The 24,357-nt window shown below is 64.7% G+C and carries 23 protein-coding genes; 9 read left to right on the plus strand and 14 right to left on the minus strand.

The window, feature by feature from the left end:
- The first annotated feature begins 11 nt into the window (after positions 1–11).
- Positions 12–1,289 (plus strand): YeaH/YhbH family protein, encoded by a 1,278-nt coding sequence (locus ACQR1X_RS27055; RefSeq protein ID WP_315805438.1) that lies wholly within the window; start codon positions 12–14, stop codon positions 1,287–1,289.
- On the plus strand, positions 1,286–2,824 hold the full coding sequence (locus tag ACQR1X_RS27060; protein ID WP_315805439.1) for a SpoVR family protein: 1,539 nt from the start codon (positions 1,286–1,288) through the stop codon (positions 2,822–2,824). The genes ACQR1X_RS27055 and ACQR1X_RS27060 overlap by 4 nt, the downstream gene beginning before the upstream one ends.
- A gap of 29 nt (positions 2,825–2,853) precedes the next feature.
- Here ACQR1X_RS27060 and ACQR1X_RS27065 read toward each other — a convergent pair whose 3' ends face one another.
- Complete coding sequence (locus ACQR1X_RS27065; RefSeq protein WP_434899980.1) at positions 2,854–3,264, minus strand: VOC family protein; 411 nt, start codon at positions 3,262–3,264, stop codon at positions 2,854–2,856.
- Positions 3,265–3,638: 374 nt separating this feature from the next.
- Between ACQR1X_RS27065 and ACQR1X_RS27070 the strand changes: the two genes are divergently transcribed.
- Positions 3,639–4,904 (plus strand): TMEM143 family protein, encoded by a 1,266-nt coding sequence (locus tag ACQR1X_RS27070; RefSeq protein WP_316178439.1) that lies wholly within the window; start codon positions 3,639–3,641, stop codon positions 4,902–4,904.
- 205 nt (positions 4,905–5,109) lie between these two features.
- Here the strand turns inward: ACQR1X_RS27070 and ACQR1X_RS27075 are convergent, their stop codons facing one another.
- The 11 genes from ACQR1X_RS27075 to pqqA all read right to left on the minus strand — a co-directional run bounded on the left by ACQR1X_RS27075 (position 5,110) and on the right by pqqA (position 17,126).
- The gene (locus ACQR1X_RS27075; RefSeq protein ID WP_434882807.1) at positions 5,110–6,165 is read right to left on the minus strand and encodes a 2-oxoacid:ferredoxin oxidoreductase subunit beta; all 1,056 of its coding nucleotides are present in this window, start codon (positions 6,163–6,165) and stop codon (positions 5,110–5,112) included.
- Entirely contained in the window at positions 6,162–8,012 is a 1,851-nt protein-coding gene (locus ACQR1X_RS27080) for a 2-oxoacid:acceptor oxidoreductase subunit alpha (RefSeq protein WP_434882808.1), read from the minus strand. The genes ACQR1X_RS27075 and ACQR1X_RS27080 overlap by 4 nt, the downstream gene beginning before the upstream one ends.
- The gene (locus tag ACQR1X_RS27085) at positions 7,982–9,781 is read right to left on the minus strand and encodes an FAD-dependent oxidoreductase (RefSeq protein WP_434899981.1); all 1,800 of its coding nucleotides are present in this window, start codon (positions 9,779–9,781) and stop codon (positions 7,982–7,984) included. Before ACQR1X_RS27085 ends, ACQR1X_RS27080 begins: the two co-directional genes overlap by 31 nt.
- A gap of 442 nt (positions 9,782–10,223) precedes the next feature.
- Positions 10,224–11,378, minus strand: coding sequence for an IS4 family transposase (locus tag ACQR1X_RS27090; protein ID WP_315800429.1), 1,155 nt, complete (start codon positions 11,376–11,378; stop codon positions 10,224–10,226).
- Positions 11,379–11,522: 144 nt separating this feature from the next.
- Positions 11,523–12,191, minus strand: a complete 669-nt coding sequence (locus tag ACQR1X_RS27095; RefSeq protein ID WP_316177758.1) for a DUF4286 family protein — start codon at positions 12,189–12,191, stop codon at positions 11,523–11,525.
- Positions 12,192–12,342: 151 nt separating this feature from the next.
- Entirely contained in the window at positions 12,343–13,332 is a 990-nt protein-coding gene (gene pip / locus ACQR1X_RS27100; RefSeq protein WP_434899982.1) for a prolyl aminopeptidase, read from the minus strand.
- Positions 13,325–14,518 (minus strand): pyrroloquinoline quinone biosynthesis protein PqqE, encoded by a 1,194-nt coding sequence (gene pqqE / locus ACQR1X_RS27105; RefSeq protein ID WP_434899983.1) that lies wholly within the window; start codon positions 14,516–14,518, stop codon positions 13,325–13,327. The genes pip and pqqE overlap by 8 nt, the downstream gene beginning before the upstream one ends.
- Positions 14,515–14,823 carry a pyrroloquinoline quinone biosynthesis peptide chaperone PqqD gene (gene pqqD, locus ACQR1X_RS27110; RefSeq protein ID WP_315805801.1) on the minus strand — a complete coding sequence of 103 codons (309 nt, stop codon included), beginning with the start codon at positions 14,821–14,823 and terminating at the stop codon, positions 14,515–14,517. Before pqqD ends, pqqE begins: the two co-directional genes overlap by 4 nt.
- Positions 14,824–15,124: 301 nt before the next feature.
- Entirely contained in the window at positions 15,125–15,880 is a 756-nt protein-coding gene (pqqC, locus tag ACQR1X_RS27115; protein WP_409998002.1) for a pyrroloquinoline-quinone synthase PqqC, read from the minus strand.
- Between the two features lie 20 nt (positions 15,881–15,900).
- Complete coding sequence (gene pqqB / locus ACQR1X_RS27120) at positions 15,901–16,830, minus strand: pyrroloquinoline quinone biosynthesis protein PqqB (protein ID WP_316177764.1); 930 nt, start codon at positions 16,828–16,830, stop codon at positions 15,901–15,903.
- A gap of 215 nt (positions 16,831–17,045) precedes the next feature.
- Positions 17,046–17,126 carry a pyrroloquinoline quinone precursor peptide PqqA gene (pqqA, locus tag ACQR1X_RS27125; RefSeq protein WP_012029362.1) on the minus strand — a complete coding sequence of 27 codons (81 nt, stop codon included), beginning with the start codon at positions 17,124–17,126 and terminating at the stop codon, positions 17,046–17,048.
- Between the two features lie 305 nt (positions 17,127–17,431).
- Between pqqA and ACQR1X_RS27130 the strand changes: the two genes are divergently transcribed.
- A complete protein-coding gene (locus ACQR1X_RS27130) occupies positions 17,432–17,689 on the plus strand; it encodes a DUF6894 family protein (protein ID WP_172111173.1) in 258 nt (85 codons plus the stop codon).
- A 54-nt stretch (positions 17,690–17,743) separates the two neighbouring features.
- On the opposite strand, the gene ACQR1X_RS27135 is transcribed toward ACQR1X_RS27130, so the two are convergent.
- Positions 17,744–18,178 (minus strand): group III truncated hemoglobin, encoded by a 435-nt coding sequence (locus ACQR1X_RS27135; protein ID WP_316217651.1) that lies wholly within the window; start codon positions 18,176–18,178, stop codon positions 17,744–17,746.
- A 216-nt stretch (positions 18,179–18,394) separates the two neighbouring features.
- Positions 18,395–19,498, minus strand: coding sequence for a lactonase family protein (locus tag ACQR1X_RS27140; protein ID WP_434899984.1), 1,104 nt, complete (start codon positions 19,496–19,498; stop codon positions 18,395–18,397).
- Between the two features lie 263 nt (positions 19,499–19,761).
- Between ACQR1X_RS27140 and ACQR1X_RS27145 the strand changes: the two genes are divergently transcribed.
- From ACQR1X_RS27145 to ACQR1X_RS27165, 5 genes are all read left to right on the plus strand, one after another.
- Positions 19,762–21,156, plus strand: coding sequence for an amidase family protein (locus ACQR1X_RS27145; RefSeq protein ID WP_434845511.1), 1,395 nt, complete (start codon positions 19,762–19,764; stop codon positions 21,154–21,156).
- Positions 21,156–21,632: a glutathione peroxidase gene (locus tag ACQR1X_RS27150; protein ID WP_316217648.1), complete on the plus strand. Its 477-nt coding sequence runs from the start codon at positions 21,156–21,158 to the stop codon at positions 21,630–21,632. Before ACQR1X_RS27145 ends, ACQR1X_RS27150 begins: the two co-directional genes overlap by 1 nt.
- The gene (locus tag ACQR1X_RS27155) at positions 21,629–21,877 is read left to right on the plus strand and encodes a DUF3297 family protein (protein WP_009029378.1); all 249 of its coding nucleotides are present in this window, start codon (positions 21,629–21,631) and stop codon (positions 21,875–21,877) included. The genes ACQR1X_RS27150 and ACQR1X_RS27155 overlap by 4 nt, the downstream gene beginning before the upstream one ends.
- A gap of 402 nt (positions 21,878–22,279) precedes the next feature.
- The gene (locus tag ACQR1X_RS27160; protein WP_434899985.1) at positions 22,280–23,332 is read left to right on the plus strand and encodes a hypothetical protein; all 1,053 of its coding nucleotides are present in this window, start codon (positions 22,280–22,282) and stop codon (positions 23,330–23,332) included.
- Between the two features lie 20 nt (positions 23,333–23,352).
- Positions 23,353–24,123, plus strand: a complete 771-nt coding sequence (locus ACQR1X_RS27165; RefSeq protein ID WP_434899986.1) for a hypothetical protein — start codon at positions 23,353–23,355, stop codon at positions 24,121–24,123.
- Positions 24,124–24,357: the final 234 nt, after the last annotated feature.

Consider the following 24,357-nt stretch of genomic DNA (forward strand, 5'->3'; position numbering starts at 1 on the left):
GAAACGTGGTCATGCATATCATTGATCGGCGCCTGAATCCGGGCGGCAAAAGTCTCGAAAACCGTCAGCGATTTTTGCGCCGAGCCAAGGCGTTGGTTCAAGGAGCCGTGAAGAAGACGTCGCAGGACCGCGACATCAAGGACGTGCTCGAGGGTGGTGAGGTCTCCATCCCGCTCGATGGCATGGACGAGCCGCGCTTCCGCCGCGAGGGCGGCACCCGCGACATGGTGCTGCCCGGCAACAAGAAGTTCGTCGAGGGCGATATCCTGCCGCGCTCCGGCGACGGCAGCGGCCGCAAGTCGGCGCCGGGGCAGGGCGACAGCGAGGATGCCTTCCGCTTCGTGCTGAGCAAGGAGGAGTTCGTCAACCTGTTCCTCGACGATCTCGAGCTGCCCGATCTCGCCAAGCGCAAATTCGCCGAGGCCGAGAGCGAAGGGTTGGTGCGCGCGGGCTATTCGACGTCGGGTTCGCCGGCCAATATCTCGATCAGCCGCACCGTCACCCGCGCCTTGGCCCGCCGCGTCGCGCTGCGCCGGCCGCGGCCGGAGGCGATTGCCGAGCTCGAAGCCCAGCTGGAGCAGGAGACCGACGACGACAAGCGCGCCGCGCTGCTGGCCGAGCTCGAGGCGCTGAAGGCCAAGGCCAAGCGCATCCCCTTCATCGATCCGATCGACATCCGCTACCGCCGCTTCGAAGCGGTGCCGAAGCCGATCGCGCAGGCCGTGATGTTCTGCCTGATGGACGTGTCCGGCTCGATGTCAGAGCACATGAAGGACCTCGCCAAGCGGTTCTACATGCTGCTCTACGTGTTCCTGACCCGGCGCTACCGCCATGTCGAGATCGTGTTCATCCGCCATACCGATCGTGCCGAGGAGGTCGACGAGCAGACCTTCTTCTACGGACCGGCATCCGGCGGCACCCTGGTGTCGAGCGCGCTGCAATGCATGCACGACATCGTCCGCTCGCGCTTTCGGCCCTCGGACTGGAACATCTACGCGGCGCAGGCCTCCGACGGCGACAACGCCACCTCGGATTCCGAGAATGTCGCGCGGCTCCTGACCGACAACATCCTGCCGGTGTCGCAGTTCTTCGCCTATCTCGAGGTCGGCGAGTCCGGCACCTATTCGTTCGAGATGCCGGACTCCGCGCTGTGGTCGCTGTATGAGCGGCTGCGCGCCAATGGCGAGCCGCTGTCGATGCGCAAGGTGCGCGACCGGAGCGAGATCTTCCCGGTGTTCCACGACCTGTTTCAGCGTCGCGGCACCACGCAGGAGAGGGCGGCGTCATGAGCGGACTGCTGTTCGAGGGCGCCGACTGGAATTTCCTCACCTTGCAGCGCATTCACGATACCTGCGAGAGGGTGGCGCACAAGGAGCTCGGGCTCGACACCTATCCCAACCAGATCGAGGTGATCACGGCCGAGCAGATGCTCGACGCCTATTCCTCGGTCGGCATGCCCCTGTTCTACAAGCACTGGTCGTTCGGCAAGCACTTCGCCTATCACGAGGCCTCGTACCGCAAAGGGCTGATGGGCCTCGCCTATGAGATCGTGATCAACTCCTCGCCCTGCATCTCCTATCTGATGGAGGAGAACACGGCGACGATGCAGACCCTGGTGATCGCACATGCCGCGTTCGGTCACAATCACTTCTTCAAGAACAACTACCTGTTCAAGCAGTGGACCGATGCCGACGGCATCCTCGACTATCTCGACTTCGCCCGCGGCTACATCGCGCAATGCGAGGAACGTTATGGCCGGCTCGCGGTCGAGCATACGCTCGATGCCGCCCACGCGCTGATGTCGCATGGCGTCGACCGCTATCCCGGCAAGAAGAAGCTCGACTTCCGCGAGGAGGAGAAGCGCGCCGGCAAGCGCAGGCTCTATGAGGAGGGCCAGTTCAACGATCTCTGGCGCACGGTGCCGACCGGCCCGGTCAAGACCAATGCGATGCTGAACGTCGAGCGGCGCCGCGCGCTGCTCGGCCTGCCGCAGGAGAACCTGCTTTATTTCCTGGAGAAGACCGCGCCGCGGCTGGCGCCCTGGCAGCGCGAGCTGCTGCGCATCGTCCGCCACATCGCGCAGTATTTCTATCCGCAGGGCCAGACCAAGGTCATGAACGAGGGCACGGCGACCTACGTGCATTATCGCATCATGAACCGTCTGCACCAGGAAGGACGACTCACCGACGGCAATTTCCTGGAGTTCCTGCAGTCGCACACCAATGTCGTGTTCCAGCCGGAGTTCGACGATCCGCGCTACTCCGGCTTCAACCCCTATGCCCTTGGCTTTGCGATGATGCAGGACATCGAGCGCATCGTGAAGGATCCGACCGACGAGGATCGCGAATGGTTTCCGGACATCGCCGGCACCGGCGACGAAATGGCGGTGCTGCGTGACGTCTGGGCGAACTATCGCGACGAGAGCTTCATCAGCCAGTTCCTCAGCCCCAACCTGATCCGGCAGCTCAGACTGTTCCACCTGCATGACGATCCGGCCGAGCGCGCCGGCATTCTCGTCGATGCCATCCATGACGAGCGCGGCTATCGCCGCATCCGCCGCGAGCTGTCCAAGCAGTACGACGTCGGCTACATCGACCCCAACATCGAGGTGGTCGATGTCGATCTCGCCGGCGATCGCCGCCTGATGCTGCGGCATACGGTGGTCAAGGGCGCCCAGCTCAACGAGACCGACACCAAGCGCGTGCTGCAGCATCTCGCCGATCTCTGGAGCTACGACGTGTCGCTGGTCGAAGTCGATGCCGCCACCGACAAGGTGCTGAAGGAGTACGTGCTCAATCCCCGGATACAACCGGCGGCCGCCTAGCGCGGCCGCCAAGCCTTAGATATCAGCTGTTAGATCTCCGCGTACACTTCGAGCAGATTGCCGTCCGGGTCCCTGAAGAACAGGGTCCGGTGCCCGAAGGGCTGGTCCGTCGGCGGCTCCATGAGAGCGACGCCCTTGCTGGTCAATTCTGCCGCGCAGCGGTCGACATCGTTACGGCCCACCTTGAACGCGAGCTGCAGCGAGGCGGCGCCTCGGGGCGTCAGCTGGTCCGATGCGAGCCGCTTCGGTTGCGCCAGCGCCAATGTATTGGCGCCGATCCGGTATTCGATCCAGCCCTGCGACAGCTCGCGCGCGATCGGGAAGCCCAGCACGTTCTCATAGAAGCCGCGCATCGCCGTCCAATCGCGGACGAGGATGATCGTATAGTCGATGGCGCGAATGGCGTTGAAGGCGGACTTGATCTCTGGGGCGCCGGTCATCGGGTTCTCCCTCTCTGTCAGCCCACTCTAGACCATGAAGATGATGTGCGTGTCCAAACCTCGCTTCGTCATGGCCGGGCTTGACCCGCCTGCGCGGCCGTAGCCGCTTCGGCGCGGCGAAGGCCCGGCCATCCATCTCTTCGCCAAGTGCATGGATGCCCGGGTCAAGCCCGGGCATGACGAGCGCGAGAACAGCAACCGCCGTCGACTTGGCGTTATGCATACGGGCATCGTCTTGCGTCACTGAGGAGCGCGCGCAATCCGGTCCCCGGCGAGTAGCGCAAGTCGGCTGAGCTCGCTATGTTACGGGGGAGCCGCCCGGCAGCAGCAGCGGGATCGGCTGTTGAGAACGTGGCAAGTCGGGCGTGACACGCGTGGTTGGACCAGGGGAGACGACGAGCCGGCGGGACCGGTTCATTCCGATACGCAAGTCCGAGGTCCTCGACGCCGTGATTTCGCACGGTGGACTGGACGACACGCAATCGGCCGACCTGCGCCGGCTCGCCCAGATGCTCGGTGCCATCCTGCATCACGAGTATTTCGACGAGCTCGATCGCCTGCGCGACGCCTATTTCGACTTCGATCCCGAAGTGCCGGTCGGGCGCCATCGATCGCCCGAGGAGCTCGACGCGGCCTATCGCAGCCTCGCCGACGAAGTCGTGCAGGTGCTCGGCGAGGCCAATTTCATCGAGATCAGCCATGCCGAGATCGAGCGCGCGTTTGCCGAGCATGCGCTTGTCAGGGTCAAGCTGAAGGCGTCGATCTCGGACTACCGCGCCGTCCGCATGTTCCGGCGCGGCCAGCATCAGGAGACGATCGAGGTCCCCATGTTGTATGGGCTGCGCCGGCGCAAGCATGAGATCGAGGTCTATGACGACATCATCCTGATGGTCGCGACCAGGCCCGACGAGCCGACCCGGACGAAGCGCAAGACTGCCGCCTGGCGCGGCCGCAACAAGATCCGCGGCGGGGCGGTGCTGTTCAAATATTTCCGTCACATCGCGCGCTTCGATCTCGAGGCGCTGCTGCCGAACGTCCGTGTCGTCATGGGGCTGCGCGAGCAACTGACGCTGGGCGTGCCGGCGCTGGTCGGCGGCGTGCCCATTCTGCTCAAGCTGGCCTCGACGCTCACCGTGCTGTTCATCGTCGCCGGCTTCTATCTCGGCCTCAGCGGCACCGTGCACGACAACGATACCGAGCAGGCGCTGGCGGCGCTGTCGGGCCTGTTCGCGCTCGGCGCCTTCATTCTCAGGCAATGGGGCAACTTCCATCGCCGGTCGCTGATCCATCAGAAGCAGGTCACCGACAACATCTACTTCCGTAACGTCAACAACAATTCCGGCATCTTCAACTACCTGATCGGCGAGGCCGAGGACCAGGACTGGAAGGAGGCCGTGCTGGCCTATGGCGGCCTGCTGCTGGCGTCGGTGCCGCTCTCGCGGGCTGCATTGGGCAGTCATGTCGAGGAGTTGCTGCAGCAGATGTTCGGGCTGGGTCGGGCGTTCAATATCGATGAGGCGCTGATCAGGTTGCGCGAGTTCGGCCTTATCAGCGGCGGTGATGATGCGCTGTCGGCGCTGCCGTTGCCCGATGCGATTGTGCAGCTCGAACGGGTGTGGGCGAATGCGCTGCGGTCATGAGATCGGGGCCTCATGGTTCGAGACGCGCCGTCAGGCCGGCTGTTGACGATGGCGCGACCGGTGGCGCGGCGCTTCTCACCATCAGGAGTGACGGCGAGGCGCCTTGAAGGAGAGGTGCCACACATTCAGACCTCGTCCTGAGGAGCCGCCGGAGGCCGGCGTCTCGAAGGAGGGCTAGGGGGAAGCTGTCAACGTAGCGATCAGCCTAGCGCAGGCTCGCATTGATCTTGTCGAGCACGCTCTGCCCCGGGCACAGATCAGCCGCCTCCAGCCGGTTCAGCGGCCGCTCCACCGTATTGAGGTGGCTGTGCAGGTCGTCGGCCTCGGGGTCGACATAGAGCAACCCGGTCACGATCTGGCCTTGCGCGGCATGCTTCTGCAGGAAGGTCATGGCGCCGAGCCGGTCGTGCGGGTCGTAGTCGGCGTCGATCTTGCGCAGCGCCAGCCGCGAGCCGTCGTGCTGTTCGACGATCTGCACCGTGCCCGGATCCTGGTCGATCTCGATCGGATCGCGCCCGGTCAGCACGTCCAGCCGGTTCACGGCGTCATTGTGCTCGCGGACATAGTCGAAGCTCTTGGTCGAGCCGGCGTGATTGTTGAAGGCGATGCACGGGCTGATCACGTCGATGAAGGCCGCGCCCTTGTGCTGGATGGCGCCGGCGATGATCGGCACCAGCTGCTTCTTGTCGCCGGAGAACGAGCGCGCGACATAGGTCGCCCCGAGCTGCAGCGCGATGCCGACGAGGTCGATCGGGTTGTCGGTGTTGGTGACGCCCTTCTTGGACTTCGAGCCGCGGTCGGCGGTCGCCGAGAACTGACCCTTGGTCAGGCCGTAGACGCCGTTGTTCTCGACGATATAGGTCATGTTGACGCCGCGCCGGATCGCGTGGGCGAACTGACCGAAGCCGATCGAGGCAGAATCGCCGTCGCCGGAGACGCCGAGATAGATCAGCTCGCGGTTGGCGAGGTTGGCGCCGGTCAGCACCGACGGCATGCGGCCGTGCACGGTGTTGAAGCCGTGCGAATTGCCGAGGAAATAGTCCGGCGTCTTCGACGAGCAGCCGATGCCCGAGATTTTTGCCACCCGATGGGGCTCGATCGACAGATCGAAGCACGCCTCGATGATCGAGGCCGTGATCGAATCGTGACCGCAGCCGGCGCACAGGGTCGAGATCTTGCCCTCGTAGTCGCGATGGCTGTAGCCGAGCGCGTTCTTCTTGATGCCGGGATGCTGGAATTTCGGCTTTGCGATGTAGGTCATGATACGGCCTTGCGCAGCGGGGTGACCTTGATCTGGTCCTGATGGGTCCCGATCGCATCCGCGATGAAGCGCGCGGTGATCGGGGTGCCGTCATAGTGCAGGATCGGCACCAGACGGACCGGATCGATGCCGTTCTCGGTGACGATCAACTGGCGCAGCTGGGCGTCGCGGTTCTGCTCGACCACGTAGACGAAGTCGTGCTCGGCGATGAAGCTCGCCACGCTCGAATGGAACGGGAAGGCGCGGATGCGCAGCCGGTCGAGCTGGTGGCCGCGGGCCTCCAGCAATTCGATCGCCTCGTCCATCGCCGGCGCGGTCGAGCCGAAATAGATCACGCCGTATTTGGTCGGCTTGGCCGCGTTGGCCTGCAGCGGCCGCGGCACCATGTCCTCCGCGGTCTGGAATTTGCGCAGCAGGCGCTGCACGTTGTCGGCATAGACGGCGCCTTCCTCGGAATAGCGCGCGTAGCGGTCACGTGACGTGCCGCGGGTGAAGTAGGAGCCCTCCGTCGGATGCGTGCCGGGGTAGGTGCGGAACGGAATGCCGTCGCCATCGACGTCGAGATAGCGGCCGAAGTCGCGGCCTTCGTCGAGCATCTCGGCCGTCATCACCTTGCCGCGGTCATACTGCTTGGCATCGTCCCACTTCAGCGGCCGGCACAGCCGCTGGTTCATGCCGATGTCGAGGTCGAGCATCAGGAAGATCGTGGTCTGCAGCCGCTCGGCCAGATCGAACGCCGCCGCCGCGAATTCGAACGCCTCCGCCGGATCCTCGGGGAACAGCATCACGTGCTTGGTATCGCCATGCGAGGCGTATCCGCAGGCGATCAGGTCGCACTGCTGGGTGCGGGTCGGCATGCCCGTGGAAGGGCCGGCGCGCTGCACGTTCATGATCACGGCCGGAATCTCGGCGAAGTAGGACAGGCCGATGAACTCGGTCATCAGCGACACGCCGGGGCCCGATGTCGTGGTGAAGGCGCGGGCGCCGTTCCAGGAGGCGCCCACCACCATGCCGATCGAGGCGAGCTCGTCCTCGGCCTGCACGATCGCGTATTTGGCCTGCCCGGTTTCCGGATCGTGCCGCAGTTTCTTGCAGTGGTTGCTGAACGCCTCGGCCAGCGACGACGACGGCGTGATCGGGTACCAGGCGCAGACAGTCGCGCCGCCATAGACGGCGCCGAGCGCGGCGGCGTTGTTGCCCTCGATGAAGATGCGGTCGCCGACCTTGTCGGCCTTCCTGATGCGCAGGCCGATCGGGCATTTCAAATTCTGCAGCGCCCAATCGCGCCCGAGATGCAGCGCATGGACGTTGGAGGAGAGCAGCTTCTCCTTGCCCTTGTACTGCTCGCCGATCAGTTGCTCGATCAGCTTCGGGTCCATGTCGAGGAGGGCGGAGAGCGCGCCGAGATAGATGATGTTCTTGAAGAGCTGGCGCTGGCGCGGATCCGAGTAGGTCGAGTTGGTGATCGCCGTCAGTGGCACGCCGATCACGGTGATGTCGTCGCGGAACTTGGTCGACGGCATCGGCTTCGTCGAATCGTAGAACAGGTAGCCACCGGGCACGATGCCGGCGACGTCCTTGTCCCAGGTCTGCGGATTCATCGCGACCATCAGGTCGGTGCCGCCGCCTCGCGCGCCGAGATGGCCCGCTTCGGTGACGCGCACCTCGTACCAGGTCGGCAGGCCCTGAATGTTCGACGGGAAGATGTTGCGGGGGCTGACCGGCACGCCGTGACGCAGCACGGCGCGCGCGAACAATTCGTTGGCGCTGGCCGAGCCGGAGCCGTTGACGTTGGCGAAGCGGACGACGAAGTCGTTTACGCTGCTGAGCGGCGCTTGCTGGGACATGCGTTACCTGCGTGGGTCGTCTCGATGAAATATTTCTGCATGTCCCACGCACCGGTGGGACAGCGCTCGGCGCACAGGCCGCAATGGAGGCAGACGTCCTCGTCCTTCACCATCACGCGCCCGGTCTTCAGATCCGACGACACGTAGAGGCTCTGGTCGGGATGAACAGACGGCGCCTTCAGCCGCGCGCGCAGATCGGCCTCCTCGCCATTGTCGGTGAAGGTGATGCAGTCCATCGGGCAGATGTCGGCGCAGGCGTCGCATTCGATGCACAGCGTGTCGGAGAACACCGTCTGCACGTCGCAGTTCAGGCAGCGATGCGCCTCGCCGAGCGCGAGCTTGACGTCGTAGCCGAGCTCGACCTCGGCGCGGATGTCCTTCAGCGCGACCACCTTGTCGCGGTGCGGCACCTTGAAGCGCTTCTCCGGCGAGACGTCGTTGTCATAGCTCCATTCATGGATGCCCATCTTCTGCGAGGAGACGTGCACCTCGGGCAGCGGCCGCTCGGTGATGTCCTCGCCGGAGAGCAGGCGGTGGATCGACAGCGCCGCCTCGTGGCCCTGCGCGACAGCCCAGATGATGTTCTTCGGACCGAACGCCGCATCGCCGCCGAAGAACACTTTCGGGTTGGTCGAGACGAAGGTGGCCGGGTCGACCTTTGGCATGTGCCATTTGTCGAACGCCACGCCGCAATCGGCCTCGATCCAGGGGAAGGCATTCTCCTGGCCGACGGCGACCAGCACGTCGTCGCACTCATAGGTCACGTCGGGCTCGCCGGAGGGGAGCAGAGAGCGCCGGCCGTTGTCGTCATACTCCGCCTTCACCTTCTGGAAGGTGACGCCGGTCAGTCTGCCATTGTCGTGAGTGAACGCGACCGGCACGAGGTAATTGAGGATCGGAATATCCTCATGCAGCGCGTCCTCCTTCTCCCAGGGAGACGCCTTCATCTCCTCGAAGCCGGAGCGCACGATGACCTTGACGTCCTCGCCGCCGAGGCGGCGGGCGGTGCGGCAGCAGTCCATCGCGGTGTTGCCGCCGCCGAGCACGATCACGCGCCTGCCGATCTTGTCGGTATGGCCGAACGACACGCTGGACAGCCAGTCGATGCCGAGATGGATGTTCGCGGCGGCTTCCTTGCGGCCGGGGATGTTCAGCTCGCGGCCGCGCGGCGCGCCGGAGCCGATGAAGATGGCATCGTAGTTCTCGGCCAGCAGCGTCTTGAGGCTGTCGACGCGATGGCCGGCCTTGTAGTCGACGCCGAGGCTGAGCACGTAGCCCGTCTCCTCGTCGATGACGCTGTCGGGCAGACGGAACTTTGGAATCTGCGAGCGCATCATGCCGCCGGGCTTGGGATCGGCGTCGAACACGGTGCAGTGATAGCCGAGCGGCGCGAGGTCGCGTGCGACGGTCAGCGAGGCCGGGCCGCCGCCCACCAGCGCGATGCGCCGGCCGTTCTTCGGGGCAGGGCGCGGCATGCGCTGGTGCACGTCGTCCTTGAAATCGGCCGCAACGCGCTTCAGGCGGCAGATCGCGACCGGGCTTTCCTCGACACGCCCGCGTCGGCAGGCGGGCTCGCAGGGGCGATCGCAAGTGCGTCCGAGAATGCCCGGGAATACATTCGATTTCCAATTGATCATGTAGGCGTCGCTGTAGCGACCCTCAGCGATCAGGCGGATGTATTCAGGGACCGGAGTGTGTGCGGGACAAGCCCATTGGCAATCGACCACTTTGTGAAAGTAGTCGGGGGCCGAGATATCAGTCGCTCTCATTCATACCCTGTCCGCGCGGCGAACCATGAGCGCGCGGCCTTCCTGACGTGAGGACGACTGTTTGTTCAGGATCGGCTGGGGATCGATGTGGGTCCGGAGCAGGTCCTGTTCGTCGCCCTTCTGCTTTTTGAATGGCTCAATTGAATAGTCCTATCAGACTAGAGCCATTCCAAGGCGCACACAAAGGCAAATTTGCAACGCTGCCCCTCATGCACAGTGTGCGCTGCCGCATTGCAGGCGCGATGCCGCCGCGTGCTGCGATGCGGGAGGTGGTGCGACAAACGATGACGGACTGGTGACGATGGTGGCCTTTACAGAACGAATGAGCGGACACGCGAGTTGCTTCGCACTCGGTCGTCATGCCCGGGCTTGACCCGGGCATCCACCTTTCCAAGATCTCCGAAGAGGATGGATGGCCGGGTCAAGCCCACGGCTGTCCGGTTCAGCTTCCGCATATTGCGAGGCTCAACTGTTGTGGGTTTTTGGCAAGTTGGGGTGGCCCCGTGAGCAATTGATCGATGGGGCGGCGATGCATGAGGTTGGTGCGGACCAATCTGGCAAAGACCAAGGGGCTTTGGATTGCCTTCTGAAGGTCTTGCGCGAGGCGAAGCAAGAGGAAGGCGATCAGGGCAACGGCGATCTGGATACGAACGGCGTTCTCAGAAGTCCCGAGGAACCTGGTGATCTTGAGGGTCTGCTTGACCCAACGAAAGAACAACTCGATGGCCCAGCGGCGACGATAGAGGTCGGCGATCTCTTGAGCGCTGGCATCGAGGTCGTTCGACAGGATGCGCAGGATCTTTCCCGTTTCCAAGGTGACGCGCACTTCGCGCACCGCAGTCTGCATTGGATTGCGGCGGCTGTAGGCTTGGCGTTGTGGAAGGAAGCCGATGCGGTCGGAGAGGATGTTGCCATCCGCGATGACAGGCAACTCCTCCACGACCCGCAGCGGCGTATTGGATTTGAACCGGGTCACGATTCGACAACCGGCGGCGTCCAGTTGAGCCCACCAAGCATATTCATAATAGCCGAGATCGAAGACGTAGGTTGCTCCCGGCTCGATGGGCATCTGATGCGCTGCAGTATTGTCGTTGACGTTGGCTCCGCTGATTGCCGCATAAATCGGCCGGTCGGCGTCGGCATCATAGATCACATGCACCTTGGCACCGCAGACACCGGTAGAGAACCGTGCCCAGCCAGCGCTGGCTTCTGTCAGCCGTACGCTGGTCGAATCAATCAAATACGTCGTCTCGGCAAGCTTGCGGCGTAACCGGCGATGGGCCTGCTTCATCATGATGGCCAACAGGGCGGCAAACATCTCCGCAGGCCGATTCATATTGGCGTCCGCGAAAGTCGAGCGGCGGACAGGGCCCCCACCCAGGTGATAAAGCCGCGCGGTGTGGCTCGACAGCCCGGTGACAATCTCACGCAGACTGGAAGCCCCCGAAAGCTGACCGTACAGCAGCGCCACAAATTGGTCTTTGGTGGAAAGCCGTCGAATCCGCGCGTCCGTGCCATGCTCGTCCACAAGCGCCTCGAAGCGATGCCAGGGGACCAACTTCAGAATGTCTCGGAATACTGTATTCTGATGCGGCATGGCGGGACCTTCCTGGTGTGTCTCGAACATTTGGCGATGCTCAAGACCGCAGAAGAATCCACGCCATGCACCATGTCCAGTCTGTCTGAACCGGACAGCCGTGGGTCAAGCCCGGCCATGACGGCGGGGAATCAGACTGGCCAACTAACGCGCCGCAATATCAGCGCGGCTGAGGTCCCACATCAGGCGATAGATCCCGGCGGAAATCTGCGTCGCCAGCGGGCCGTCGACAGCCGCAAAACGCGTCGTCATCAAGGTCGCGATGGCGTGGCCGTCGGTGCCGTCGATCAGGATGAACCAGTCGGCGTCGCGCGAGCTCGCTGGAACGCCAGCGGCGGGGCCGGACAGATCCGCATCGCCTTCGAGCAGGTGCATCGAGATCACGCCCTTGAGGTCGTACGGGTCAAGCTCGATCTGCAATGCCTCGCGCAACGCCTTGTCCTGCTCCGGCTTCGGGCGCAGCCGGATGATGCCGAGCACGGCGCCGCGGCCGGCCCCTTTCGAGATCGTGATGCGTGCGACGCTGCGGATCATGTTCTTGAACCGCGCCATCACCGCCTTCGACCATTCTGTCGGCGACTCCAGCCGGGCGCGATAGGCCGGACTGTCGAGCACGCCGATCGTCTCGGCGGAGTACAGGCACAGATATTTCGGGCTGCCCTGCTCGGCGACATAGCGTCGCGCCTCGATGAAGCCGGGAATGGCGACGCGCTCTTCGAGATGCTCGCTGTCGTACCAGTGGTTGAAGTCAGCCTCGTGAGCGGCATCGATGTTCATCGACGTCAACAGCATGCCTTTCCCGGCGATGGGCATCTCGAGCCTCCTGGTGCGTGTGGCTGATCCTCATGCTGAGGAGGCCGCCAAAGGCGGCCGTCTCGAAGCATGAGGCCCGAAGCGTCGCGGGCCTCATGCTTCGACACGGCGCTGGCGCGCCTCCTCAGCATGAGGGGAATGAGTGATGTGTTTAAGGCGCTGTCGTGCGCGTCGCCAGATCGCAGATGGCTTTCATGACCGCATCGCGGATGCCGGGGTCATAAAGATTGTGACCTGCGGCTTCGACGACACGGATTTCGGCGTCGCGCCAGATTTCGGCCAGGTGCGCGGAGGTGGAGGGCGGACAGAGCAGGTCGTAGCGGCCCTGCACGATGATTCCGGGAATCCCGCGGAGCCTGCTCGCATCACGCAGCAACTGGTCTTTCGCCATGAAGCTGTCCTGCGAGAAGTAATGCGCCTCCATGAACGGCGTCGCCGGCAGCGCGCTGCCGGAGCGGATGGCGAGCCGATCCAGATGGGCGCGCGCCGGTTTGATCTCGGACAGCGCCCGCTCGGTGTCGTGCCAGGCGCGCGCGGCCGGACCGTGGATCGCCGGATCGGGATCGAGGATGCGGCGGAAATAGGCCTCGCAGGGGTTGGCGCGCTCGTTCTCCGGTAGCATCTCCAGGAAGTCGCGATGCAGGGCAGGGTGAAAGCGCGCCAGCGTGTCGCCGAACGCCGTCTCCACCTCCGCGCGCGTGCCGAGAAAGGTCGCGCGCAGCACCAGGCCGCTCACGCGCGCTGGATGCGCCTGGGCGTAGGCCAGCGCCAAGGTCGCGCCCCAGGAGCCGCCGGCGACGATCCATTTCTCAAAGCCGAATTTCGTGCGGATCGCCTCCATGTCGGCGATCAAATCGTGCAGAGTGTTGTTGTCGCGGCTGCGCGCGGGACGCGAGCGGCCGGCGCCGCGCTGGTCGAACAGCACGGCATGGAAGCGCTCGGGATCGAACAGCCGGCGGTGATCCGGCTGGCAGCCGGAGCCCGGCCCACCGTGCAGGTAGACGGCGGGCAGGCCGCCGACCCGCCCGGCGCTCTCGACATAGATCTGATGGCCGCCGGAGACGTCGAGCCATTCCGACGTCAGCGGCGCGAACGGATCGCTGCGGCGCGCGGAGGCGCGGCCGGCTTCGGCGTCAGGCATCATTGCCCTCGGGCGTGCCGCCGGCGAAGTTGCGATACAGGAAGCGGTCCTGGCCGGAGGCGGCATCGCGCTCGGCCTGCTTGAAGATGCTCTCGTGCAGCGGCGACAGCGTGCAGGCCGGATCGGTGTTGGCGGCGTCGCCGGTCAGCGCAAAGGCCTGGCAGCGGCAGCCGCCGAAATCGATCTCGCGGAACTCGCAGGATTTGCACGGCTCCTTCATCCAGCCGGTGCCGCGATAGCGGTTGAAGGCCTCCGAGTTCTGCCAGATCCAGGCGATCGAATGGTTCGAGCGCACCGACATGAAGTCGAGCCCGGTGATGCTCTCGGCGGCGTGGCACGGCAGGATCTTGCCCGACGGCGAGATGTTGAAGAACTGCCGGCCCCAGCCGCCCATGCACTTCTTCGGCCGCAGCGCGTAGTAGTCCGGGACGACGTAGTCGATGGTCAGCGTGCCCTTCAGCCGCTCGCGCGCCTCCTCGACCAGGCGGTCGGTCTCCTCCAACTGGGCGTAGGTCGGCATCAGGCTGGCGCGGTTCTTCAGCGCCCAGCCGTAATATTGCACGTTGGCGACCTCGAGCCGGTCGGCATCGAGATCGACCGCCATCTGGATGATGTCGGGCAGCTGATGCAGGTTCTGCCGGTGCATCACGGCGTTCACCGTCAGCGGCATGTCGAGCTCGCGGGTCCAGCGCGCCACCTCGAGCTTCTTGGCGTGGCCGCCCTTGTAGCCGCCGACGCGGTCGGCGACATCAGGCTCATTGCCCTGGAAGCTGATCTGGACATGGGACAGCCCGGCATCGGCCAGCTCCTTCAGCCGCTCGCGCGTCAGCAGCACGGCCGAGGTGATCAGGTTGGTGTAGAGTCCGACGTCGTTGGCATGCTGCACCAGCTCGACCAGGTCCTTGCGCGCGGTCGGCTCGCCGCCGGAGAAGTGGATCTGCAGCACGCCGATCTCGGCGAGCTCGGACAGCACCTTCTTCCACTCCCCCGTGGTCAATTCCTGGCCTGCGCGGTCGAGCTCCAGCGGGTTGGAGCAATAGGGGCATTGCAGCGGACAGCGATGCGTGAGCTCGGCCAGCACGGCGAGCGGAATGCCGTAGGTTTCGGCCACGGAGCCGCGCCGCTCCAGCACGGCGAGGCCGTCATTGCTGTCGATGGGCGGTGAGGTGTCGGTCAGCTCGGTCATGATGTTGTCTCCCGAACCTCGGTCAGGAATCCCTTGTCGGCGAGATCCTGCAGCATGGCGACGACGTCAATCGCGATCACGTCACGCGGCGCGGCGTATTTCGCCGCCAGCTCGTCGATGATCCCGGCGACGCTGCGCGTACCGTCGCACAGCTTGAGCACCTCGACCGCGATCTCATCCGGCGCCAGCACCCGCTCGGGGGCGAGGATCACCCAGACCTGGCGCGTCTCGTCGAACTTCAACTTCGTATGCCGCGGCAGCACCACGCGGCTGGTCTCGGTGACTTGGATGTGACGCGGGGCCATGGTGGGGTTCTCTAGCAGCAGCTGTGATCAAACGGCGAGATCGCGCAGATTTGGAGTTCGGAGCCGCCGCCGCGCCTGCCAGCGTCCTTCGAGACGCCCGCCTGCGGCGGGCTCCTCAGGACGAGGGCGGAATTTGCGGCGATATCCTGAACCCTCTCCATGAACACGCTAACAGCGTGTTCATGGTCCCGTATGCAGCGGCCGCTCCGCCGCTTGCCCCTCATGGTGAGGAGCGCCGCTTGCGGCGCGTCTCGAACCATGAGGCCCCCCGGACCAGGCGGCGTTGCTCCGATGCAACCACTCACCCCTCCTTCGGCACGAACGCACCCGGCGGAATGTGCCCCTCGACATACGCGTGATACAGCGCGTCGAGCTGCACCCACAGCACGTTGGTCTTGAAGATCAGCGCGTTGCAGACCGCGGCGCGCTGCTCCGGCGTGGTGGCGTGCTCCTTGACGTAATGCAGCGCGAAATTGGCATCGCGCGGCGCCTGGGTGAGACGGCGCTTGAAGTAGCTCATGGTGTCGTTGTTGACGAAATCGTAGTGCTCGAGCATGCCCGAGATGCGCTCTTCATGGATGCTCGGCGCGAACAATTCGGTCAGCGACGAGGCGATCGCCTCCAGCGGCGAGCGGTCGCGGCAGAAATGCACATAGGCTTCGACCGCAAAGCGCGTGGCCGGCAGGATGCCTTCGGTGGATTCCACGTAGGCGGTGTCGAGGCCGAGGCCTTCGGTCAGCTTGATCCAGCGCTCAATGCCGCCCTCGCTGCCGACATCGCCATCATGATCCTCGATGCGGTGCCGCCATTCCAGCCGCGTGGCGCGGTCGCGGAAGCGCGTCATCACCATCGCATCCTTCAGCGGGATCGTCGACTGGTAGTAGTAGCGGTTCAGCGCCCAGGCCTGCACTTGGCCCTTGTTGAGCTTGCCGCCGTGCAGCAGCTTATGAAACGGGTGGTGGTTGTGATAGCGCGTCGCGCCGATATGGCGCAGCGCCGCTTCCAATTCGCTCGCATTGTTCAGCGTTACGCCGCTGCCGATCGACAGCGCCGTCATTCCGCTCAGATTGACCTCACTCACAGTACGATCTCCATCCCTTCAGCGGGGATTTCCCATCCCTCGCGTTCCAACGTTTGCCGCTCGGGTGAGGCGTGCAGCCACGCCGGATTGGAGTTGTTGATGTGCAGGAAGACCTTCCTGCCGATCGCGAGGTCCGCCAGCTGCTTGATCGCACCGCTTTCTCCGGACATCGCGATATGCCCCATGCTCTGCCCGGTCTTGTTGCCGAGTCCGGCCTGGATCATCTCGTCGTCGCGCCACACCGTGCCGTCGAACAGCACCAAGGGCGCGCCCCTCAATCTCGTTCTCAGATCATCGTCCACGGCCGCACAGGCGGCGATGACGTAGCAATATTGCCCGCCCTCGAGATCGGCGATCTTCAGGCCCAGCGTGTCGCCGGTCGAGGAGCTGCCGCCGGGATGCTGCTTGTCGCGCAGATACCACGCGCTCGTTCCCGAGACGGCGAAGGCCGTGATCTCCAGGCCCGAGGGCCTGCCGTCCTGCAGCAGCGGCCGGAACGGCACGTCGATCACGATCGGCACGCGCTTGACGGTCTCGTCCTTCAGCACATCGAAGATGTTGTTCGAGCGGAGGATCGCAAGCACCTTGGGGTGCGCATGGATCGAAAATGGCGAGCTCTCGCGCATCGACAAGAGGCCGGTCACCGCATCGATCTCGCCATTGGTCAGGATCACGCCGGCGATCGGACTGTGGCGCAGGGCGCCTGGCTTCGGATGCAGCTGCGGCGTGCGGGTGACCTGCTGACGCAGATCGGGCGAGGCGTTGATCAGGAACCAGTTGGCGCCATCTGCGCTGACCGCGACCGAGGCCTGACTGTTGCTGATCTCGGGATGTGAGGTGCGCGCGGCACGACACACGGCGCAGCCGCAATTCCACTGCGGCACTCCACCGCCCGCGGCGGCGCCCAGGACGACGAGGCGAAGCATGAGCCGTCTCCTGGAATTCAGCTGTGGTGGCGCACGCGATTACCAGCGGCAGGATCACCGACGGACAGGCTGACCGACGGTCAGGATCGCCCGCAGGGAAGGTGACGAGGGTGGGACATCCGACCAGCGCACGGGCTGGCACATACGCGGTCGCTGATCCCCACCCTCAAGCGTCGACGTCCTGATCGCCGAGACCTGGACGTCACACCCGCGAATTATTTGCGGGCCGCGCAGGCGTACATGTTGATTTCCATGCCGACCGGCACTTCAACGATCTTCGGTGCTTTCCAGGCCATTGTCCTCTCCTTCAAGACGGGACGGTTATCGTCCTCAGCAATAAACTACCGTGCTACGAAAAGTTCGCCAGTGGAATCTTTTTGTTTGAGCCTCTCAGGCCTGTTTATTGCAGTGCGAAGTTGCAGATGCGAGTTGCTGCCGTTTTCGTCGGATTGAGCCGTGAAAACAACGAATTCGTGATCGATGGCTTCGCAACGCCGTACAATTCAGCCCCTAGCTTGAGGGGCTGAGCTGGCCGGATAAAGCAGTCGTGAGATGTTCGAGACTTCAAAACCCCAGCGCGCGACCCCATTGGAAGCTGATGATGCCTAGATATTTCTTCAACACACGGATCGGCGAGGAACTGGTCTCCGACACCGACGGCGAGGTGCTGCGCAATCCCGACCGCGCCTGGGAAGTCGCGCGCGACATGATCAAGGAACTGCTGCGCACCGAAGGTGGCAACGCGGCGCTGATGACGGCCGTCATCGAGGTCACCGACGAGGACGGCGAGATCGTGCTCGAGTTCCCGTTCTCCGAAGCGATCTTCAACATGCCGGCGCAGTCGATGACGCGCCATTGAGCGCAGGACGGCCGCATCGCCGCTTCCCGAACGCCCGCGTGCTTGCGGCCGAGGTCAGACCGAATGGCGCGGGCGCGCGATGTCGCCGCGCGTGCTGGCGATGCCCATCTCGAAACTGTCGGCGATGCGGCGGGCGCGGACGATGAAGAGCTCCGCGAGCTCGGGCGCGAACAGGTCCTTCGCCGTCGTCTCGAACAGCCGCAGCCAGCGGTCGAAATGCCCGCCTTGCAACTCCAGCAGCAGATGCGGCCGCATCGGCGCGCCGCTGTAGCGGCCCGTCTTCAGGAACATCGACGACCAGAAATCACTGATCCTGCCGATATGTTCGTCCCAATCCTCCACCGTACGGTTGAAGATCGGGCCGATCAGCTCGTCCTCCCGTGCGCGGCCGTAGAAGGTCTCGACCAGCAGGCGGATCGAGGCGTCGTCGAGTTCCGGATGTTGGACGGCGAGGGGATGGCGGTCGGGCTGGGCGGCAGGCATGGTCATGGCGTTGGATATAGGCACTCGCAGCGCGGATGGAAACGCTGGAGCCATCCGGGCCTCATGGTTCGAGACGCCCGCCTCCGGCGGGCTCCTCACCATGAGGGGAGGCATCACAACGCGGAAGAATTCCTGCCGCACCCTCAGCCCCTCATCCTGAGGAGCCCGCCGGAGGCGGGCGTCTCGAAGGATGGCCGCAACAGCGGTGTTGCAGCCCGCCGGTCACGGCAGGCTGACGAACTCCACCCAGTTCGGCTTCTTGCCGACCGCGTACGACTTCGTCTTCTCCAGCACGCCGCTGGCCGGGTCGATCCGATACACCGTCATCCCATTCGACACTTCGCCGACAGCGGCGAGGTAGCGCCCGGTGGGATCGATGGCAAAGCCGCGCGGCTGGGTTTCGGTCGGCACGCTGCCGATCGGGCTCAGGCGCCCGCTGGCCGCATCGACCTTGAAGCCGGCAATCGTGTTCGAGCCGCGCTCCGAGGCGTAGAGGAACTTGCCATCGGGCGTCGCATGAAGATCCGCCGCCCAGGGCTTGCCGGTGAAGCCCGAGGGCAGGGCGGTCGTGCGCTGCTGCTCGCTCCAGGTGCCTTTCTCGGCATCATAGGCGTAGACGGCGAGATCGGCGTTGAGCTCGTGCAGAAGGTAGATGAACTTGCCGTTCGGGTGGAAGATGAAGTGCCGCGGCCCGGACTTCTCCGGCGTCTTCACCGTCAGCGCCTCCTTGGCCGTCAGCGTGCCCGTCGCGGCGTCGAAGGCGAAGCCGAGCACCTGGTCGGAGCCGAGATTGGTCGCGAACACGAAGCGGTTGTCGGGCGAGGGCAGGAAGGCATGCGCGTTCAGCCCGGTCGGGATCACCTGGCCAGGTGCGGCGACGACGCCGTTCGCCTGCACCGGGTTCACCGCCACCTTGTTGCCGCCATAGGAGGCGCTGAACAGCACCTTGCCGGTGCGGTCGAAGGCGATGTTGGCCATGCTGTCGACGAGCGGCCCGTTGCCGATGTGGCTGAGCCGCCCGGTCTTGGCGTCGATGGCGAAGCTCTCGGCGACGAATGGCTGCGAGCGGACGCCGGCGATCAGCACCCGCTTGTCCGGGCTGACCGCGAGCGGGGTCGACGAGCCCGGCTTCTCCACGCCCACGAAGGCAGCCGTCTGCACCGGGGTCATCTCGCCCGAGGCGGCGTCGAACTTGAACACGCTGATGTCGTTGCTGTCGGCGTTGCCGACATAGGCGTAGGTCTCGGCCTGGCCGGCGCGCGGCGCCAGCGTTGCTGCAGCGGCGAGAACGAAGGTTGCGGCCATGATGGTGCCCGGTCTGATCATCTGTTTCCCCCTTTGTGATGTTGTTGCTTCAGCTCTTAAAGTCGAATGTGAAGCTTGACCAAGCCTGATTCCGGATCGATCGATGCAGGTTGGGTATCGATCGTTCGGGCGTCTCGAAGGACGGCCGCGGGCACGGCTGCTCTGCAACATGAGCGTGAGACGCAGGCCAGCGGGACCGCGCTTGTGCATGGCCACCTCGCCTGGCGCGGCTTTCTCCGTGCTCTCCGTCGCGCTAAGAACGCGAGACCACCACGGAGCTCCCCATGACCGATCTCTGGCGCCTGCCGGCTGCCGATCTTGCCGCCCTCATCAAGTCGAAACAGGTCTCCGCCCGCGAGGCCGCGACATCAGCGCTGGCGCGGCTCGATGCGGTGAACCCCGCGATCAACGCCGTGATCGATCACCGTCCAGACGAGGTTCTGAAACAGGCCGACGCCATCGACGCCCGGCTGGCGAACGGCGAGGACCCCGGGCCGCTCGCCGGCGTGCCAGTGACGATCAAGGTCAATGTCGACCAGACAGGCTTCGCCACCACCAACGGCCTCAATCTGCAGAAGGACGCGATCGCCTCGGCCCACAATCCGGTCGTCAACAACTTCGTCAAGGCCGGCGCCGTGCTGCTCGGCCGCACCAACACGCCTGCGGTGTCGTATCGCTGGTTCACCAGCAACCTCATCCATGGCCACACCAGGAATCCCCGCGATCCCGGCATCACCCCGGGCGGCTCCTCCGGCGGCGCCGGCGCGGCGACCGCCGCCGGCATCGGCCATATCGGCCACGGCACCGATATCGCCGGCTCGGTGCGCTATCCCGCCTACGCCTGCGGCATCCACGGCCTGCGCCCGACGGTCGGCCGCATCCCCGCCTTCAACACCTGCCTGCCGGAGCGCCCGATCGGTCCGCAGATCAGCGCCGTTTCCGGCCCGCTCGCCCGCACGGTCAACGATGTCAGGATCGCGCTGGCGGCGATGTCGGCGCGCGACGTCCGCGACGTCTGGTGGATGCCGGTGCCGCTCGAGGGCCCTCCCTTGCCGAAGCGCGTTACGCTCTGCGTCAACCCCGACGGCCTCAACCCGGTGCCGGAAGTCGTCGCCGCGCTGCGCGATGCCGCCAGGCGGCTCGAAGCCGCCGGCTGGGCCGTCGAGGAGATCGCGGACACGCCGCCGCTGCAGGAGGCCGCGCTGCTGCAGACCCGGCTCTGGCTCGGCGACGGCTACGAGGCGCAGCTCGCCGCAGCCGAGAAGGAAGGCGATCCCGGCGCGCTGGCCTGCCTGCGCGGCGTCAGTGACAAGGTTCATCCGTTCGACCTCTCGGCAACGCTGGCCCGCCGCGCCGCGCTGACCCGGCAATGGCTCCTGTTCATGGAGCAGCATCCGCTGCTGCTGATGCCGGTCTCCGGCATGCTGCCGTTCGCCGACCAGCTCGACCGCAAGGACGAGGAGTCGTTCAGGCAGGTCTGGCATGCCCAGCTCACGCAGATCGCCATTCCCTTCTTCGGCCTGCCGGGCCTCGTGGTCTCCACTGGCATGGTCGGCCGCGTCCCCGTCGGCGTGCAGCTCGTCGGCCAACGTTTTCGCGAGGACATGTGCCTTGCCGCGGGCGAGGCCATCGAGGCCGGCGGCACGCCGCCGTCACCGATCGATCCGGTGCTGGGCTGATGGCCAGCATCTACGATTTCACCGCGACCTCGCTGAAGGGCGAGGAGGTGCCGCTGCAGCGCTTCGAGGGCCAAGTGCTCCTGATCGTCAACACCGCCAGCGCCTGCGGCTTCACGCCGCAATATCGCGGCCTGGAGGCGCTGCACCGCGCCTATGCGGACAGGGGCTTTGCCGTGCTCGGTTTTCCCTGTAACCAGTTCGGCGCCCAGGAGCCCGGCACGGCCGAGGAGATCGGCGCGTTCTGCGCCGGCAAGTACGACGTCACCTTCCCGCTGTTTGCGAAGATCGACGTCAACGGCGCCGACGCGCACCCGCTGTACAGGTTCCTGAAGGGCGAGAAGACGGGCCTCTTGGGCTCGGCGATCAAATGGAATTTCACCAAATTCCTGGTCGATCGCACCGGCCACGTGGCATCGCGCCATGCGCCGACCACCACGCCCGAGGCGCTGAAGAAAGAGATCGAGGCACTGCTGTGAGCGACAACGAGACCTTCACCTTCCCCGACCGTCTCTCGGTCGATCCGAAGAGCCCCTATTACAACGCGGAGATCCTGTCGCGCGACGTCGGCATCCGCTTCAAGGGCGCCGAGAAGACCAATGTCGAGGAATACTGCATCAGCGAAGGCTGGATCCGCGTCGCCGCGGGGAACGCCAAGGACCGCCACGGCAACCCTCTGACCATCAAGGTGCATGGGCCGGTCGAGCCGTATTTCAAGGATTGAGGATAGGGTCGAGCGCCGCCTCTTGCGCCCGTCCTCAAGTCTGAGGCATCGGCCCCTCAACGATCGTCCGCCCTCAGGATGGGGCACCCTGCCAACCCCATCGTCATGCCCGGGCTCGTCCCGGGCATCCACGTCGGCCTTCTGGGCTCGGACGTGGATGGCCGGGACAAGCCCGGCCATGACGAGTGGAGAGAGCGTGAGCCAACGAGGGCACGGCGCCCGGCGCCAAACAGCAACCCTTCACTCAAAAACATGAGCGACGCTCAGAATTCTCTTGAACGTCGCTCAAGTTCCGTTAGACTACCCCCTGTTCGCACCGGCATCCGCGTATCGCGACGCGCAACGCAATAGCGTTCGCGCGAACGCCACGGGCATGTCCGGCGCGCCCATGAGGTGACGACCATGTCCTATTCCGACCACGACCTCCGTGCCGCCGAAACTGCCGGCGCGATCGGTCCCGACGAGCTGCAGCGCCTGCTCGCCTTCCTGCACCAGCGCGTCGCAACGGCAGCCCCCCGCGCCAAGTTCGATGCCGCGCATCTGCTCTGGTACGCCGGCGCGCTGATCGTGATCGGCGCCATGGGCCTGTTCTCGACGGTGGCGTTCTCGCAGCTGGGCGGCCGCGCCCTGACCGCCTGCGCGCTCGCTTACGCCGCCGCTTTCGGTCTCGCCGGCAACCACCTCTGGCGCCGCGGCCTGCGCGTCCCCGGCGGCCTGCTGATCGCGATCGCCGTGTCGATGGCGCCGCTCGCCGTCTACGGCGTGCAGGAGGAGCTCGGCTGGTGGGGCAGGTTCGGCAAGCCCGGCACGGTCCAGGACTTCTACGTCTGGATCAAGGGCAGCTGGCTGTTCATGGAGCTCGCCACCCTCGCGGCCGGCGCGATCGCGCTACGCTTCTATCGCGTGCCCTTCATCGTCGCGATCATCTCGGTCGCGCTGTGGTTCATGTCGATGGACCTCACGCCCTGGATCTTCAACGTCAGCCACATCGACTGGGAGATGCGCCGCATCGTCTCGATCTGGTTCGGCCTCGGCATTCTCAGCGTCGCCTGGATCGTCGACTACAACAGTCACAGCCGCGACTTCGGCTTCTGGCTGCACCTGTTCGGCCTGATGGCCTTCTGGGGCGGCATCAGCGCCACCGAAGGCGCAACCGAGCTCGGCAAGGCGGTCTACTGCCTGCTGAACGTCGGCCTGCTCGCGGTCGCCGTCATCATCGTCCGCCGCGCCTACGCCGTGTTCGGCGCCATCGGCATCACGATGTATCTCGGCCACCTCGCCGACGTCGTGTTCAAGAACTCGCTGCTATTCCCGTTCGCGCTGTCGCTGATCGGCGTCGCGGTGGTTGGGGTGGGCTTGGCGTATCACCGGAAGCAGCAGGTGATTGCGGAGTGGCTGACGGCCCATCTGCCGGCGGCGGTGATGCGGCTTCGGCCGCGCAGCGAATTGGCTTGAGGCGTGCGGGGTGACTCACCATGCCTGATGTCCAAGCCTTCAAGGAGTTTCTGACGCGCAAGGCCCATTGGCTCGTCGTCCTGTCCTGGCTCATGATTCTGCCGACCGCATACTACGCTTTTGCGCTCTCGATGGTGTCGGGCTCTTGGGTCGCGCACAATTCTCTGCACCAAGACATCCCGATGGCGACGACCAGGATCTATGTCGCCTTGGCTGCGCCAGCCTTCGGTCTGATCGCAGCGATCGTCGCATCGATTGCGAATGCCGCGGGGAGGCGCCTCGCCGCATCGGTTACCGTGATCGTCTATTGGTTCACGATCTTCCTCGGCGGGCCGATCTGCGTGGCGCTCACGCCTTCTGGACCGCAATCATACGACCGGGTCGTGAGCGGACAGCATTTCCAGGTCCCCTGGCACTATCGCCCGGTGGTCGACTTCGTCGTCCCAAACGGCTTCGGATTCACTGCTTATGTGTGTCTGCATGACCCTCGACTCGGCGTCTATGATGAGGGATGCAGGGGTGCGGCAATCCAGGTGACGGTCGCTCCAGACGCTGACTCCGAAAGCCAGAATGGACTCAATCGCTGCCGGCGTTACGTATGCCGCCGCCGGCTCGTGACGCAGGGAGTCGTGATCGATTACGACACGACCGTACCCGACGATGACCCCGACAAGGAGCCGCCGAGCGCCCAGGCTTACATATCCGACTGGAATGATGTGGACCGCAGGTTATTGGCAGTTGTGTTGAGCTGGAAAGTCGAGACGTCAACGGCGAGGCCGGATCAATGGTGATCCAATATGGAGAGGTGGGGCTGGGTCCATTAATTCAAAATTCGAAATTCGGCGACAGTCGAAATTCGGTGACAGTGCACGAAACGTCAATCTTGATTAGGTCGCCGCGGGTAGTTTTGTGCACTGTCACCTAAACCCCCGCGGGTAGTTTTGTGGACTGGACTGCACCCCTCAAGTGAGACACGATAATCTCAGTGACAATGGGTAAATTCATCGCATCGTGTTTTGCTTGAA

The organism is Bradyrhizobium sp. HKCCYLRH3073, from assembly GCF_051167995.1.
GTDB lineage: Bacteria > Pseudomonadota > Alphaproteobacteria > Rhizobiales > Xanthobacteraceae > Bradyrhizobium.

Bases quoted from the DNA above. Each gene is read 5' to 3' on its own strand.
- ACQR1X_RS27055 (WP_315805438.1), top strand. From the start codon at position 12: ATGCATATCATTGATCGGCGCCTGAATCCGGGCGGCAAAAGTCTCGAA.
- ACQR1X_RS27060 (WP_315805439.1), top strand. From the start codon at position 1,286: ATGAGCGGACTGCTGTTCGAGGGCGCCGACTGGAATTTCCTCACCTTG.
- ACQR1X_RS27065 (WP_434899980.1), bottom strand. From the start codon at position 3,264: ATGACCGGCGCCCCAGAGATCAAGTCCGCCTTCAACGCCATTCGCGCC.
- ACQR1X_RS27075 (WP_434882807.1), bottom strand. From the start codon at position 6,165: ATGACCTACATCGCAAAGCCGAAATTCCAGCATCCCGGCATCAAGAAG.
- ACQR1X_RS27080 (WP_434882808.1), bottom strand. From the start codon at position 8,012: ATGTCCCAGCAAGCGCCGCTCAGCAGCGTAAACGACTTCGTCGTCCGC.
- ACQR1X_RS27085 (WP_434899981.1), bottom strand. From the start codon at position 9,781: ATGAGAGCGACTGATATCTCGGCCCCCGACTACTTTCACAAAGTGGTC.
- ACQR1X_RS27090 (WP_315800429.1), bottom strand. From the start codon at position 11,378: ATGCCGCATCAGAATACAGTATTCCGAGACATTCTGAAGTTGGTCCCC.
- ACQR1X_RS27095 (WP_316177758.1), bottom strand. From the start codon at position 12,191: ATGCCCATCGCCGGGAAAGGCATGCTGTTGACGTCGATGAACATCGAT.
- pip (WP_434899982.1), bottom strand. From the start codon at position 13,332: ATGCCTGACGCCGAAGCCGGCCGCGCCTCCGCGCGCCGCAGCGATCCG.
- pqqE (WP_434899983.1), bottom strand. From the start codon at position 14,518: ATGACCGAGCTGACCGACACCTCACCGCCCATCGACAGCAATGACGGC.
- pqqD (WP_315805801.1), bottom strand. From the start codon at position 14,823: ATGGCCCCGCGTCACATCCAAGTCACCGAGACCAGCCGCGTGGTGCTG.
- pqqC (WP_409998002.1), bottom strand. From the start codon at position 15,880: ATGACGGCGCTGTCGATCGGCAGCGGCGTAACGCTGAACAATGCGAGC.
- pqqB (WP_316177764.1), bottom strand. From the start codon at position 16,830: ATGCTTCGCCTCGTCGTCCTGGGCGCCGCCGCGGGCGGTGGAGTGCCG.
- pqqA (WP_012029362.1), bottom strand. From the start codon at position 17,126: ATGGCCTGGAAAGCACCGAAGATCGTTGAAGTGCCGGTCGGCATGGAA.
- ACQR1X_RS27130 (WP_172111173.1), top strand. From the start codon at position 17,432: ATGCCTAGATATTTCTTCAACACACGGATCGGCGAGGAACTGGTCTCC.
- ACQR1X_RS27135 (WP_316217651.1), bottom strand. From the start codon at position 18,178: ATGACCATGCCTGCCGCCCAGCCCGACCGCCATCCCCTCGCCGTCCAA.
- ACQR1X_RS27140 (WP_434899984.1), bottom strand. From the start codon at position 19,498: ATGATCAGACCGGGCACCATCATGGCCGCAACCTTCGTTCTCGCCGCT.
- ACQR1X_RS27145 (WP_434845511.1), top strand. From the start codon at position 19,762: ATGACCGATCTCTGGCGCCTGCCGGCTGCCGATCTTGCCGCCCTCATC.
- ACQR1X_RS27150 (WP_316217648.1), top strand. From the start codon at position 21,156: ATGGCCAGCATCTACGATTTCACCGCGACCTCGCTGAAGGGCGAGGAG.
- ACQR1X_RS27160 (WP_434899985.1), top strand. From the start codon at position 22,280: ATGTCCTATTCCGACCACGACCTCCGTGCCGCCGAAACTGCCGGCGCG.
- ACQR1X_RS27165 (WP_434899986.1), top strand. From the start codon at position 23,353: ATGCCTGATGTCCAAGCCTTCAAGGAGTTTCTGACGCGCAAGGCCCAT.